The 13775-nt window shown below is 41.8% G+C and carries 13 protein-coding genes; 4 read left to right on the top strand and 9 right to left on the bottom strand.

The window, feature by feature from the left end; all coding sequences use genetic code 11:
- Positions 1–214 precede the first annotated feature (214 nt).
- From ABF638_RS10290 to ABF638_RS10280, 3 genes are all read left to right on the top strand, one after another.
- Positions 215–568: a phenylpyruvate tautomerase MIF-related protein gene (locus tag ABF638_RS10290; protein ID WP_181931861.1), complete on the top strand. Its 354-nt coding sequence runs from the start codon at positions 215–217 to the stop codon at positions 566–568.
- Positions 569–648: 80 nt separating this feature from the next.
- Complete coding sequence (gene rlmN / locus ABF638_RS10285) at positions 649–1743, top strand: 23S rRNA (adenine(2503)-C(2))-methyltransferase RlmN (RefSeq protein WP_435022517.1); 1095 nt, start codon at positions 649–651, stop codon at positions 1741–1743.
- A gap of 107 nt (positions 1744–1850) precedes the next feature.
- A complete protein-coding gene (locus ABF638_RS10280) occupies positions 1851–2324 on the top strand; it encodes a hypothetical protein (RefSeq protein WP_435022515.1) in 474 nt (157 codons plus the stop codon).
- 244 nt (positions 2325–2568) lie between these two features.
- Here ABF638_RS10280 and ABF638_RS10275 read toward each other — a convergent pair whose 3' ends face one another.
- Complete coding sequence (locus ABF638_RS10275) at positions 2569–2751, bottom strand: replication restart DNA helicase PriA (RefSeq protein ID WP_084227354.1); 183 nt, start codon at positions 2749–2751, stop codon at positions 2569–2571.
- A 507-nt stretch (positions 2752–3258) separates the two neighbouring features.
- On the bottom strand, positions 3259–5136 hold the full coding sequence (gene uvrC / locus ABF638_RS10270) for an excinuclease ABC subunit UvrC (protein WP_435022514.1): 1878 nt from the start codon (positions 5134–5136) through the stop codon (positions 3259–3261).
- Positions 5137–5769: 633 nt separating this feature from the next.
- On the opposite strand from uvrC, the gene ABF638_RS10265 reads away from it, so the two are divergent.
- Entirely contained in the window at positions 5770–5949 is a 180-nt protein-coding gene (locus tag ABF638_RS10265) for a hypothetical protein (RefSeq protein WP_435022513.1), read from the top strand.
- 21 nt (positions 5950–5970) lie between these two features.
- On the opposite strand, the gene ABF638_RS10260 is transcribed toward ABF638_RS10265, so the two are convergent.
- The 7 genes from ABF638_RS10260 to ABF638_RS10230 form a co-directional block, all read right to left on the bottom strand.
- A complete protein-coding gene (locus ABF638_RS10260; RefSeq protein WP_435022512.1) occupies positions 5971–6393 on the bottom strand; it encodes a response regulator in 423 nt (140 codons plus the stop codon).
- Positions 6394–6960: 567 nt separating this feature from the next.
- The gene (locus tag ABF638_RS10255) at positions 6961–7848 is read right to left on the bottom strand and encodes an NF038130 family PEP-CTERM protein (RefSeq protein ID WP_435022511.1); all 888 of its coding nucleotides are present in this window, start codon (positions 7846–7848) and stop codon (positions 6961–6963) included.
- Between the two features lie 607 nt (positions 7849–8455).
- Entirely contained in the window at positions 8456–9682 is a 1227-nt protein-coding gene (locus tag ABF638_RS10250) for an LL-diaminopimelate aminotransferase (RefSeq protein ID WP_435022510.1), read from the bottom strand.
- 59 nt (positions 9683–9741) lie between these two features.
- On the bottom strand, positions 9742–10077 hold the full coding sequence (locus ABF638_RS10245; RefSeq protein WP_069073954.1) for a thioredoxin family protein: 336 nt from the start codon (positions 10075–10077) through the stop codon (positions 9742–9744).
- A gap of 174 nt (positions 10078–10251) precedes the next feature.
- Positions 10252–11037, bottom strand: a complete 786-nt coding sequence (locus ABF638_RS10240) for a PspA/IM30 family protein (protein WP_435022509.1) — start codon at positions 11035–11037, stop codon at positions 10252–10254.
- 163 nt (positions 11038–11200) lie between these two features.
- Entirely contained in the window at positions 11201–11956 is a 756-nt protein-coding gene (locus ABF638_RS10235) for a PspA/IM30 family protein (protein ID WP_435022508.1), read from the bottom strand.
- Positions 11957–12255: 299 nt separating this feature from the next.
- Positions 12256–13626, bottom strand: a complete 1371-nt coding sequence (locus ABF638_RS10230) for a hypothetical protein (RefSeq protein ID WP_435022507.1) — start codon at positions 13624–13626, stop codon at positions 12256–12258.
- Between the last annotated feature and the right edge of the window lie 149 nt (positions 13627–13775).

Genomic DNA, 13775 nt, shown 5'->3' with positions numbered 1-13775 from the left:
AGACGCGATAAATCGCCGTCTCTACAAAAGATTGATCCTTGTAGAGACGGCGATTCATCGCGTCTCTTGCCTTAACCGAACCGTATTGATTGGGAATTGGACATTGGTTATTTATTCTCTTTGTCCTCCTCAACTCCCTAATCTTTGTACTCTGTACCTCTGCATTTAGATAAACTTAACAATGTAATAAAATCCAAAATTCCAATTCAGTACTATGCCATTAATTAAAGTGCAAACTTCTGCTGAATCTCCTCAAAAAGCTGAAATTGAGTCAATGCTTTTAAACTTATCAGCCAAGTTAGCAAAACATTTGGGAAAACCAGAATCTTATGTAATGACTGCTTTTGAGCCAGGAATTCCCATGACTTTTGCAGGGAATACAGACCCGGTTTGCTACATTGAAATTAAAAGCATTGGCACAATGAAGCCAGACCAAACCGCAGCAATGAGTCAAGACTTTTGCCAGCAGATTAACCAAACTCTCGGTGTGCCGAAAAATCGCATTTACATAGAGTTTGCAGACGCTAAGGGTGCAATGTGGGGCTGGAATGGCACAACCTTTGGTTAATTCCCCCATCTTCTTTGGTCAAGACTAACTTGATCTGGCAGGTGTAGGATAGAGATTCAACACCAACTCGTGATTTTTTTATGTCTGCTACGCCTCTTGTATCTCAGGTTGACTCACACAACCCAGAAAAATCAGCATTAACCCCTCCCCTTCTCGGTGCTTCTTTGGCAGAGTTAACTGCTTGGGTGCAGCAGCAAGGACAACCTACTTACAGAGGAAAGCAGCTGCATGAATGGATCTATGACAAGGGAGTGCGATCGCTATCTGATATTTCTGTCTTCTCCAAACAATGGCGTGCAGAATTAGCAGAAGTTCCCGTAGGGCGCTCAATTTTACATTACCGCTCTGAGGCTCCCGATGGTACAGTCAAATATCTTTTACGATTAGCAGACGGTCAAATTATTGAAACTGTAGGCATCCCCACCTTCGCAGAAAGGGGAGAAGGCCCAAAAGCCCGTTTGACAGTTTGTGTTTCTACTCAGGTGGGTTGCCCAATGGCGTGTGATTTCTGCGCTACTGGTAAGGGAGGCTACAAGCGCAACCTAGCACGGCATGAAATTGTTGATCAGGTGTTGACTGTGCAAGAAGATTTTCGGCAACGGGTTAGCAATGTCGTATTTATGGGACTGGGTGAACCGTTGTTGAATACTGAGAATGTTCTAGCAGCATTGAAATCTCTAAATCAAGATGTCGGTATAGGACAGCGATCGCTTACAGTTTCTACAGTGGGTATTCGCGATCGCATTCGTCAGTTCGCGCAAAACAATTTGCAAATCACTCTGGCTGTGAGTCTCCACGCACCCAACCAAGCACTACGCGAAAAACTTATCCCCAGCGCCCGCGCCTATCCTCTAGAAGATTTGCTGGCTGAATGTCGGGAATATGTGGAAATCACTGGACGCCGCGTTACCTTTGAATATGTTCTTCTCGCGGGTGTTAATGATCTACCAGAACATGCATTGGAACTTTCAAAATGTATGCGAGGATTTCAAAGTCATGTGAATTTGATTCCCTATAATCCTATTCAAGAAGTAGACTATAAACGCCCCAACCGCGATCGCATTGAAGCATTTGTCAACGTCCTCAAGCAGCAAAATACTGCCGTTAGTGTCCGCTATTCCCGTGGTTTAGAAGCCGATGCTGCTTGCGGGCAATTGAGAGCCAGTAAGAATTAAACAAGCTCAGATATCAGCAATTGCTCCAAAAAGACCTCGGTAAAAATTGTTATATTAAGGTTAAGCGATCGCTAAAACCAATCTATAACAATTGACGAGATAATTCTATGTGGAATCGCTCATTGATTCTTAAATTCTGGCTATTAGTGATTGTTTTTGCAAAAGCTTTGGCAATGAATTCTCCTGCATACGGACAAATAATTCAGACAAATCCTCAGCAACCTGAATTATTTCAAGAAAGAATGAGACAACAACAAGAGGAGCAAATTCAACAAACACAAGAAAAATTGAAGGAAACATGGCTACGCTTAAACCTTCAACAACCCCAACAACAACAACAACAACAGAAAATACAACAGCAAGAATTTACACGACAACGGCAAGAACTAATACGCCAGCAACAACTGAGAATACAACAACAAGAAACAAGACTACAACAGCAAGAATTTACCCGACAGCAACAACTGAGGATACAACAGCAACAACTCAGACAAGATCAACAAATTAGACAACAGCAAGAATTGAGATTAGAACAACAGAGACGACAGCAACAACTCAGACAACAGAATAACAAGCTGTGAAGTGTTCAAAATTTCTGATAAATAACTTTATCAATAAGAATTCTGTAGGAGTTGATGCAATACGGTTCGGTTAAGGCAAGAGACGCGATAAATCGCCGTCTTTGCGATTAGGGTTTAAAACCTTGACCCTAGCGGGCGAAACGATGATTAAATATTCTTCCTTATTAAAACTCTATCCCTTTATGGATAGAGTTTTCTGTATTCTTAAAAATTAGAGAAAACATTCTCAAATTTTCAATTTATCTTATCTAGCGGGTGCATGAATGCCAGGGGCATAAGCCTCAATTACTTTGCCGGTGCGAGTACAACTAATCATTAAGTAATCACAACTTGGGCATTGTGTGCGAGTTAATTGGCTATCAGAAATATAATAACGCTCTGCATGACTACCACAATTTGGGCAGTAAATCTTTTGTACTGTCTGCATTTTAAAACCCCTGGTTGTAATTATTTTTTATTTGGTAAAGCTACAAGTTAAACCCGTAAAAATTCTGGTTCGACCCAACTTAACAAACTGCTGTAATATTGGCTGATTATTTTAAACAAAATTTCAGGTTTGAAAACTTTTCGATATCTTGATCTATTATCCTAGAATCTAGGTGATTTTACCCTCCAACTTTAGACACATAAATTATTTTTTAATTAAATACTGCTTAGAGATTTACTGATCCCCATGATTAATCCTTTGAGAGAGCCTTGTTTATAGTCATTTCAGACGAATACAAAAAAAGCCGTTCTTGTATTCAAAAATTAAAACCCATAAATTACTGTATCTTTGGTCACAAAATATCTATCTTAAGATTTAGTTAATATTTGCTAGCAATATTTATGAGATTGAATTCTGTAAGATAATCTAATGAAAACTACCAAACTTTATGAGGAGCGGTTTCCTTCGCTCGGAACTTCAGGAGCCGCTCAGAGTTTCCTACAAATTTCAAGCCGGATGAAAATAATCGTAAATTTCTTGAGCCAAACGCGGCCCAATTCCTGCTACTTCCGCGAGTTGCGTGGTTGTCGCTTGCCGAATATAGTCAACTGAGCGAAAATGCCCTAGTAGCAGCTTTTGTCGATGATGTCCTAAGCCAGGAATTTCATCTAAACGCGATCGCTTCAATTTATCACTACGTTGCTGACGATGGAAACTTACTGCAAATCGATGTGCTTCATCGCGCAACCGCCGCAACAACTGCACCCCTGGTTGTTCTGCATCAGTTGTCAAGGGTTTAGATTCTCCCGGTAAAAAAATCTCTTCTCGCTGCTTCGCTAAACTCACAACTCGCAAGTCTTCTAATAAATTCATCTCTTGCAAAACGGCAATAACTGAAGATAGCTGACCTTTACCGCCATCAATCATGATTAAATCAGGCCAGTCAGGATTACCCAAACGTGCTAATTGCTGATTTTCCCCATACTTACGAAACCGCCGCCCAATAACTTCAGCCAGACTGGCAAAGTCATCTGAATGTCCTGCTGTCACCGTGGGATTTTTAATTTTGTAGTGGCGATAGTGCTGTTTGGCCGGTAATCCGTCGATAAATACCACTTGCGAAGCTACAGCATTTGACCCCTGAATATGGGAAATGTCATAACCTTCAATGCGGTGGGGTACATCTGGTAAATCGAGAATGGTGGCTAAATCTTGCATTGCTTGGTGATTGCGATCGCCAAATTTTTGCATTCTTTGCAATTCATACTGGGCATTTCGCTCTACCATCTCAATTAATTCTGCCTTAGTTTGCCGCAAAGGAGTCAATATTGTGACTTTTTTACCTTTACGTTGAGTTAAGACATCCGCCAATATCTCCACATCTGGTAAATCATGTTGTACCAAAATTTCTAGAGGTATTTCCACTGAGTCAGCAGTTTGGTAATGTTCCTCCAAAGCTCGTTGTAAAATAGCTCCCGGTTCTGCGTGAGCATCCGCCACAAAAGCTAAACGTCCTACCAATTGACCAGCGCGAATCTGGAATAGTTGAATACAGGCGTGCTGTTCGTCGGCTGCCAGTGCGATCGCATCCCGCGAAACTGTATCATCTGGTAAGGAAACCTTTTGGTCAGCTGTCAGCGACTTTAACCCAGAAATTTGATCGCGAATCCGCGCTGCTGACTCAAAATTCAAGTTTTCGGCGGCGGCGTTCATCTGTTGAGTCAAAATATCAATCAGTTCTTGAGTTCGACCTTGGAATACCATCGCCACCTTTTGCACAATTTTGCGATATTCTTCTGGTGAAATCAGCTTTTGACACACACCCGGACAACGCCCTAAATCATAATTTAAGCAAGGACGGTCTTTGAAAAGTGGTTGAGGTCGTTGTCTTTGGGGAAAGATGCGTTTACAGATGCGGACAATTTCTCGCAGTAACCCAGCATCAGTATAAGGCCCATAAAATTTATCCTTTTCTTTGCCGAACTGGCGTTTACGGGTAATAAAAATTCGCGGATAATCTTCTGACCAAGTAATGCAGAGATAGGGATATTTTTTATCATCTTTGAGCAGCACGTTAAAGTATGGCTGGTGCTGCTTAATCAAGTTGGCTTCGAGTGCTAGAGCTTCGGCTTCAGTATCAGTGACAATGAATTCAATTTCTGTCACCAACTTGACCATCGTGGCGATGCGTTCACTCTTGTTGTAGCCATCCCGGAAATAGGAACGGACACGCGATCGCAACTTACGTGATTTACCTATATATATAATGCGATCGCTGTTGTCCCGCATAAAATAAACCCCCGGTTCCGGCGGAATTTCGGCTAGACGGTTTTCCAGTCGTTCTGGCTCTTTAAGCAGCGGTAATATTTGCGTAGATATTGTCACAACGAAAATTAGGTAATCTTTCTCTATTTTAAGAAAAATAATTTTTTCGTGCCGATTTAACGGACTATTTATCAAGTAAGTATAAAGTAGGTGTCATGATCTACATACACAAGAGTACTGGTGACTAGGTGGTAATCCGAGGGAGAATAATAACTCCTAACTCGTCACTCTCAAGTGAGGTAGGTTTTGAATCTGCACAAAAAGAAGTCTATAGACGCTTGCTGCTGCGGCTTTCTGTAGGGTGGGTGGGTTTCCAAGCTAAATGTTTACCAGAAAATATGCTGCAAATATCAGAACTTTGAAGCAGACAATAGTTTGTTTAGCTGCGACTTTAGTTATCGGCTGCTACTGTCAGAATAAAAACTTTCTTGGCTTTTACGTTGGTTTTATGGTGCGACATTAAAATCGCAGTTTTATAGAAAGTTTCAATTAGTTTTTTATGTGCTTTTAATAATAAAAAATACTCTTAAATATTGCTTTTATAAAAACCATATAAAAATTTCATCAATCTCCAATATTTAAGTTTTTTTGTTGAATTTATAGTATTAAGCGAATTAACGGATTTAGTAAATAAAATTTACGATTATCATTGAGAATATAGCTATTATAATGATTTTAAGTAAAAGTCAAACTATGAACTTACAAGATTTTGAAGCCCAGTATCGTGAGGCTATGGCTGAAACTCTCAATGAGCTACAAACAGCAGTTTTATTGTTAGCGCAAGTACAACAAAAAATTTCAACTATTGGCAGTTCTGTACAAAATCTTAGTGAGCGCGTGGAAGAGTTCATCGCTAACCAAAAAGCAGAATAAATTCACGCATAGCAAAAAACTTTATCTGTGGCGACAAGTAAACTGTTCTTCAATTGCAAAGATGAGATCCTTGAGTTTTAAAGGTTTGACAAAATAGTGACGTGCGCCCAAACTCAGAGCTAGTTCCTGATCTGCTTTAAAAGCAAAGGCTGAAACCACAATAATAGGTATTTTTGACAACTCAGGTTTTTGCTGGACTTGTTTTAAAAGTGAATAACCGTCAACATCTGGCAATTTCAAGTCTAGTAACATTAAATCTGGCTGGAATTGCTCTATAGTTGAGAAAAAAGTAGAGCCTTCTGATAAGCTTTGGACATTGTACCCACAGTAACTTAGATAGTCACTCAGTAACATCCGATTGAGATAATGGTCTTCAACTAGCAAAATTCGTCTAACTTTGTTTGACCGCAATGGCTCATCTATATTGAGTAATTGTGCTCTCATTACTACCTATTATCTGATTATTTTAAGTAAAAGCCAACAATTATTACCATAAACTAAAACGGTAGTGCATTTAAACCATGAAACAAATAGAAATTTGACTTATCTAAATCTAGTCAAAGATATAAATAAATTTAATTTAGCTGCGCTACTACACTTAAATGATATTATCCTTAAATAGAGCTTAATTAAAGATTAAGCTTTTTTTACGAATTTTGTCTAAGTTATAGTATTAAATCAACGACTGCTTTTAAAAATTGAATTGGCGAATTTGTATTAGTAAAACTACTTAAGTAATACTATAATTAATGGTATGATAATTCTCCTTCCTAAAACAGTTTTCATTTGGATGTGAGGGTAAGTAATACCATTTCACAAAATCCATGTCACACACACGTTGGTAGGGGCATAGAGATGCAGAATATTACAATCGATTCATTGATTGCAAATGTTTTTAGAAATAGTATAACCTAGAAGATTAAATTATCTTACAGTTTGTAGAAATTATTCATCAAAAAAGGGAGCTATTTATTAGCTCCCTAACTTATTTGTCGTTTTTAAACCGCAATCTTAAATAGATGCTTTTTTAAATTTGCGTTGGGTAGCAAACACACCAGCAATACCCAACAGACCAAGTATTACTGATGGTTCTGGGACTGCTGCGGGTGGTACACCTTTTATGCCAACTTCATAGTTGCCACTGTGGGACTTGCCATCAGCACCTACTCCTAAACTGTTACTTAGCCCACTTTTCGTAGCAGAAAAGCTGTAAAGGAAATCAGTCTTGTCATTGTAGGTAACTTTAACAACTTCACTAGCTTGGAATCCAGTTTTGAGAACACTAGCCAAGAGTGGTGATATGGGAGCATAGTACTCTTTCAAATTAAAGTGACCGGCTAACCCAATTTTAATATCGCCAGTGATGTCATTTTGATTAACATAAGAGATATTAGGGTCGCTGGAGCGTTGGAAACCATTGATGCCCAAAAACGCATTATAAGCTGTAGGGATTAAATTTGCTCCTAAACCAGCTGCCTTAGCAAATTCGTTAAACCAAGTATTTGCAAAGTTCTTTGCTCCATAGCTTGTACTCAATCCTGAGCCAGTACTAAACCAATCTGTTGCTGTCAGACTGCTCAAGGTGATACTTTTGTCACCAATTTGCCCTGTCAAAGTGGTGTTTTTGGTGAAATCAAAACCAGACCCTTCACTGCTAGCTCGTAACTCTACGTTTCCAGTAGGATTTGCAGCATTACCATCCAGAACTTTCTGGACGTTTGTCTGAGTATTTGGCACACGAACAGTACTATTACCTGACACATCATAGATTAAATAATCACTTGATGCTGTTCCACCTATGGTAGCACCAGTGAGTGTTCCAGCTTGTGCTGGTACTGTGGCAAGAGCGCTCACACCAATAGCCATTGAAGCACCAATTACAAGTTTCTGAAAAGTCATCTTCATTGTTTTCAAGTCTCTGTCAGTTTGGAAGTTAAGTTTTAAACTATTGCCGTTTTTAGGCTTGGGCTGTCTTGACTACAGGCTTTTTGACAATATGGTTGCTTAAAAACGCAACCTACATCGTTAGCCGTCTTTGGTAGCTTTGCGTACAAACCCAGTTTAAGAAATGGGGAGACTTGATTGGGTAAAGTTACTCCTGATTATCAATGAAAAGATGACTAATCTTTCTAGTGTTTTATACGTATAATTACAATTTTAAACAAAATTAGATAGTGATTTTAGATACAAACTATTTATTTCAGTAGAATATTAGGTATTCGTAGGGAGGTACAGACGTGTGCCCCTACCGTGTGTTATGACGAATCCCCAGCATTTTCTGGTAAGATGACTAATGTCTTGACCATCAATGCCATAAGCGAAAACCAAGCTAATAAGTATATGTTGCATCGCCCTTGGCGTCTCCCCTTGGGAGAAGAAAAAAATTTGGGTCTTGGGAACCAGGACTCCTGCCCTTGGAGGGAATGTAAGACTTTCTAGTACTACAAAGTTCTGGAAGCTGTTCCCAATGAATTGGGAAGCCCCGTCCGTCTTACGGCGGGGTAGTTCACTTTAGGAATTCAGCAATTCTTTCTACAGCAGTTTCTAACAAAGGTGGCTCATGCACCAACGCAAAACGGACATATCCTTCTCCAGATTTGCCAAAGCCAGCACCTGGAGAAGCGGCTACACCAGTTTGTTTGACTAGCTGGGTACAAAATTGTACGGAGTTTTGACTCCAAGATGGGGGTAACTTTGCCCAAATGTACATTGTGGCTTCGGGAGTGGGAACGTTCCAGCCAATGCGATGTAAAGCTGTAATGAAAGCATCTCGGCGCTTCTGGAAGGTTGCAACAGCCGTTTTCACCCCAGCTTGCGGGCCAGTCAGGGCTGCGATCGCACCATTCAAAATTCCCCGATACTGATTAAAATCAACGGCGGCTTTTACCTGGCGTAAAGCATTAATTAACTGGGCATTTCCGATGGCGTAGCCAATGCGGAAGCCGCCCATATTGTAAGACTTGGAAAGGGTGAAAAATTCTATCGAGACGCTTTTTTCTGGATCAGCTTGCAGAATCGAGGGTACTAGGGATTGGGAAGAATTCATTACCGAGTCCCCAGTCCCTAGTCTCCAGTCTCCGCTCTGCTCAAATACCAAATCTACGTAGGGGAAATCGTGAACCAGGACGAGATTGTGTTGCTGACAGAAAGCGACAGCTTCTTGGAAGAAAGATAAAGGTGCGATCGCAGCCGTGGGATTGTGAGGATAACTTAATACCATCATCCGCGACTGCGCCAAGACTGGGGCAGGAATATCAGCAAACACTGGTAAAAAACCGTTTTCTGCCCGTAATGGCATTGGGTAGATTTGGCCACTTGCTAGGTAGACTCCCCCCGCATGGGAGGGATAACCTGGATCGAGCAACAGAGCAAAATCCCCTGGATTGAGTATTGCTAGGGGTAAATGGGCTGTACCTTCTTGAGAACCAATCAGAGGTAGTACCTCAGTTTGAGGATCTACTCTGATGCCAAATTTTTGTTCATACCAGTTGGCTGCGGCTTCGCGAAATCCTTGGGTACCGTTAAATAACAGATAGCCGTGGGTACTGCGATCGCTAAGAGATTGGGCGATCGCGTCGATGACGTGTGCCTCGGCTGGTAAATCAGAAGACCCCAAGGACAAATCAATTATCTGTCGTCCAGCGGCCAAAGCGACTGCCTTGGCTCTGTCCATATCAGCAAATACATTAGATTGTAGGGGTTGTAAACGTTGTGCAAACTGTATGTTAGTCATTAGTCATTAGTCATTGGTCATTAGTCATTGGTCGTTTGCTATGAACTATGAACTATTGACTAATTACTGCTTAAGTGAGTATCTAAAAGAGCGAGTAATTTATCTTTGCCGATAACTCCCTCAGTAGATTCTAGTAGTTTATCTCCTTGAAATAGTCTGAGGGCAGGTACACCTTCCACTTGGTACTGCTTAACAGTGAGTGGGTTAGGGTCAATTTCCATCTTAACGACTTTGAGGCGATCGCTATATTTAGTAGCGGTTGAGTTAATCAGGGGCGACATCAATTGACAAGGCCCACACCAGGAAGCCCAAAAGTAAACTAATACAGGCTGCTCGGCTTTTAACACTTCGGTTTCAAACTCAGCATCAGTTATGGTGATTACAGCCTTACTCATTGCAGTCTCCGTCAGGTGGCGATCAAAGTTGGCACACACAATACTTTATCCCAAAGTCGTCAATAGTCCATAGTCAATAATTCATAGTTATTAGAACTGTTAACTATTGACTAATGACGTAAAATCCCACAGCCAACAGGTGTGGGACTAGCTCAAATAAGTTTTCTGTCAATTTTACAGTTGATCCAATTGCTTGCGTAGGGAATCCAACTCGGCATCAACCACCTCATTAGATTTGGGATTAGGAGCAGTGGTTTCTTGTTGTTGCGGTGGCAATTGAGCTTGATTTTGTGGAGCTGCGGGTGGCAGCATTTGCGCTTTCAAAGCTGCCAATTCATCATCAACATCGCTACCACCTTCCAACTGGGCAAATTGGGTTTCTAAATCTGCACCTGCTAACTCTCCTAGTGCCTGGGCCCGGGATTCTTGCATCAAGACTTTTTCTTCCATCCGCTCGAAGGCAGACATTGCACTACTGGTATTCATCCCACGCACCATGCCTTGAAGTTGCTCTTGGGCTTTGGCGGTAGTAATTCTAGCTCTGAGCATTTCTTTCTTGGTTTTAGCCTCAGAAATTTTGCTTTCCAGCTGGATTAAATTGCGCTTGAGGGTTTCAACTTGAGTGCTTTGGGTATCTAAACTAGCTTTGAGGGCAGTACTGGTGTCAGTATAAGTCTTCTTCCGCTCTAAGGCTTGTCGTGCTAGGTTTTCATCACCTTTTTGCAGCGCCAGTTGGGCATTACGTTGCCACTTATTGATTTCATTTTGGGCATCATTGTACTGTTTTTCACTGCGTTTTTGGGCGGCGATCGTCTGGGCTACTCCCTGACGCAGCTGTACCAAGTCTTCCTGCATTTCCAGGATGGCCTGTTCTAGCATTTTTTCGGGGTCTTCGGCTTTGTTAACCAGGTCGTTGAGGTTAGAACTAACTACTCGCTTAATGCGATCGAATAATCCCATAACTTTGTTTTTCCTTGTGTGCTTTACGCTTTTTGTTGGACAGTTAGCTTTTTTACTTTTTTAATAGCTACCTATTTCAATGTAATCTTTCCGGCTTGAATCAGTACCTCCCAACAACTCTTAATTGTTAAGATATCTCCAAACTGGGGTAATTAGCCGAACTTCAAGAGTCCTGAGTTTTGGGTAACTGCTGTTGGGGAGGCTGCACTGTCTTCTGGTTTTCCTCAGTGAGGAGATTGTTGTGCTGTGTGTTTTCTGCCTGGTTTAAAACCTGCACCTTCATCGCGGCCAATTCGGCATCTACATTATTATTAGATTCCAAGGAAGTAAATTGTGTTTCCAAGTCGTCGCTACCGAGTTGAGCGATCGCTTCTGATTGAGCTTCTATTTGCAAAACTTTTTCTTCCATGCGCTCAAATGCACTTAGACTGCTGGTGGCAGAAACTCCGCCGAGCATTTCCTGGAGGCGAGAAGACGCTTCGGCAGAACGGGCGCGAGCGATATACATATCTTTTTTTGTTTTCGCCTCGGAAATTTTTAACTCTAGCGATCGCATATCCTTTTTTAGCCTAGCGACTATATCGTTTTGCTGCTCTATTTGGGAAAATAGGGCTGTAGCGGTTTCTTTATAAGCTTGGCGCTTAGTCAAAGCTTCCCGTGCTAGAGGTTCGTTGCCTTGTTGCAGCGCCAATTGGGCACGGCGATACCATTCTTCTGTTTGAGAGTTGGCGGCGGCTGCCTGTCGTTCAGTACGTTTCTGGGTAGCGATCGCTTGTGCTACACCCTGCCGCAACCGTACCAGGTTTTCCTGCATCTCCAAGACAGTTTGCTCCAGAATCTTTTCTGGATCTTCTGCACCGCCGATCAAACTATTGAGATTAGCGCGAATCACCCGTAGGATACGCTTGATTAATTCCATATCGGCTCTCCATTCACGAAACTCAGTAATGAGTGCTGAGTGCTGAGTGCTGAGTGCTGAGTTTTGAATTAGTTATGGAGTGCTGAGTGACTACTTGAAGTCCTAAGCATAATATTTGTCATAGGGTAGTTAGGAAGTGATGAATGCCCCGTTAGAGTCCTGAATACAATATTTTGTGTTGTAGGGTCGTAAACATACAAGATTTTGTGTCTTACCATTCAGCACTCAGCACTCAGCACTCATTACTCAGCACTCATTACTCAGGACTGTTATCTCATGGTATCGTAGATTTTTGCAACTTATGGCTGCTGAACCCGTGCCTTAATTCCTCTTGCCTGTAACAATTTCATGTGTTGTTGTACTTGCTCTTTAGTCTTAAAAGCACCCAGATAAATCAATTCTTTGTTGGGTGATAAATAAGCATCAGGAATTACTTGCCGTGCTGAGGCATAAGCCGCGCCTTTATTATCTATCACTACATGATAGAACCCATCTGTGGCTGGTTTGATTTCTGCATCCGGCTGTGGTGAGGTTGCGATTGGCTTAGGCGAGGTTTTTGCTGTTGGAGTGGGAGGCAAATTCAGGGGAGGCAAAGATTGTAGCGTCGGTACTGGTGCTAAGGTGATCGGATTTGTCGGTTTTAGGGCTGTGTTGGGGTCAGGTAATGCCGCTTGAGGATTTGTGGGGTTTTGGGGAACGATTGGATTAGGCACTACTGCGAGAGTTGGTTGGACTTTGGGTTTTAAGCCAACTACATCCTTGGGATCTCTCACTTCAGGAAACTCTTGGGCAGCTAGATTGGGATACTTGGGTATAGATGTACTTGGTGGCTGGATTTGAGGTTGAGCATTACTCCCAACTTCCTCAGTATTTTCTGGTACGGGAGATGATTTCCCGTTAAACAAATTACCTAAATTCCATTGTGGCAAGCTTTTGGGATTGAACACTACATAACCCAAAGTCAGACTCGCCAGCAATAGCAGTAACATTGAGCCGATACCCAAGGGTGATAGCAGACTGTCGCTAGAATTGCTTGGTTTCTTAGTTTCTGGTTGTTCTTCTGTCAGACTTCGCAGCAGTGCTTCACTAGATTCCAAATAGTCATCTGGGTGCTTAGGAGTTTCATCTGGCTGCAAGAGATTTTCGCTCTGAGTATTTTTAACGATCGCAGGCACAATGCTACTAGTAAAGTTGGGCGGGGGTGGTGGAAGTTGAGTTTGGGTTTTAGCAGAATCGGAGATGGAGGCAATATTAAGATTATTCAGTTCCTCGGTTTTTGGCGTAGCTGGCGCTGGGTTTATCTCAGGATTCACAGCTACAGAAGATGGAGGTGGGGGTGGTACGTCAATTTTTGCCGTAGCTGGTGCTGGGGTTCCCTGATGATTCAAGGGTACAGATGCAGGCGGTACGTTGGTTTTAATTTCCGTTCCTGATGACTGAATTTTTCCCGATGTTATATGAGCAGTCAACGATTGGGGTTGACTGCTCATATAACTTGCAACACGAGACTGCTTAGATGACACCAAACCAGTTCGCGTGCGTCGGTATCGAGCTAATTCTTGATCTAGAGGCACTTCTAAACTCGCAAGTGCTGCTGCCAGTACTGGTTTCAACCCAGGTGTTTTAGACGATTGATTAGTAGCGGAGTCGTTCAGAGGGTTTTGAGTCATTGCTTCTGTACCTCAAACATAGACTGTTGGAATTAACTTTAGATATATTTGTGACAATAGTAGCGGAAATTATCTAAATAGATAGATTGGGGACTGGGGACTGGGGACTGGGGAAATAATAACTCCTAACTCCTCACTCAGCACTCAGC

The organism is Nostoc sp. CALU 1950 (genome assembly GCF_051172895.1).
In the GTDB taxonomy this organism is placed as follows: Bacteria; Cyanobacteriota; Cyanobacteriia; order Cyanobacteriales; family Nostocaceae; genus Nostoc; species Nostoc edaphicum_A.
Note: the sequence above shows the minus strand (reverse complement) of the source record. Positions and strands in the feature narration are given on the sequence as shown.

What these genes read in the sequence shown, in the direction of transcription:
- ABF638_RS10290 (WP_181931861.1), top strand. Translation starts at nt 215, where the DNA reads ATGCCATTAATTAAAGTGCAAACTTCTGCTGAATCTCCTCAAAAAGCT.
- rlmN (WP_435022517.1), top strand. Translation starts at nt 649, where the DNA reads ATGTCTGCTACGCCTCTTGTATCTCAGGTTGACTCACACAACCCAGAA.
- ABF638_RS10280 (WP_435022515.1), top strand. Translation starts at nt 1,851, where the DNA reads ATGTGGAATCGCTCATTGATTCTTAAATTCTGGCTATTAGTGATTGTT.
- ABF638_RS10275 (WP_084227354.1), bottom strand. Translation starts at nt 2,751, where the DNA reads ATGCAGACAGTACAAAAGATTTACTGCCCAAATTGTGGTAGTCATGCA.
- ABF638_RS10265 (WP_435022513.1), top strand. Translation starts at nt 5,770, where the DNA reads ATGAACTTACAAGATTTTGAAGCCCAGTATCGTGAGGCTATGGCTGAA.
- ABF638_RS10260 (WP_435022512.1), bottom strand. Translation starts at nt 6,393, where the DNA reads ATGAGAGCACAATTACTCAATATAGATGAGCCATTGCGGTCAAACAAA.
- ABF638_RS10255 (WP_435022511.1), bottom strand. Translation starts at nt 7,848, where the DNA reads ATGACTTTTCAGAAACTTGTAATTGGTGCTTCAATGGCTATTGGTGTG.
- ABF638_RS10250 (WP_435022510.1), bottom strand. Translation starts at nt 9,682, where the DNA reads ATGACTAACATACAGTTTGCACAACGTTTACAACCCCTACAATCTAAT.
- ABF638_RS10245 (WP_069073954.1), bottom strand. Translation starts at nt 10,077, where the DNA reads ATGAGTAAGGCTGTAATCACCATAACTGATGCTGAGTTTGAAACCGAA.
- ABF638_RS10240 (WP_435022509.1), bottom strand. Translation starts at nt 11,037, where the DNA reads ATGGGATTATTCGATCGCATTAAGCGAGTAGTTAGTTCTAACCTCAAC.
- ABF638_RS10235 (WP_435022508.1), bottom strand. Translation starts at nt 11,956, where the DNA reads ATGGAATTAATCAAGCGTATCCTACGGGTGATTCGCGCTAATCTCAAT.
- ABF638_RS10230 (WP_435022507.1), bottom strand. Translation starts at nt 13,626, where the DNA reads ATGACTCAAAACCCTCTGAACGACTCCGCTACTAATCAATCGTCTAAA.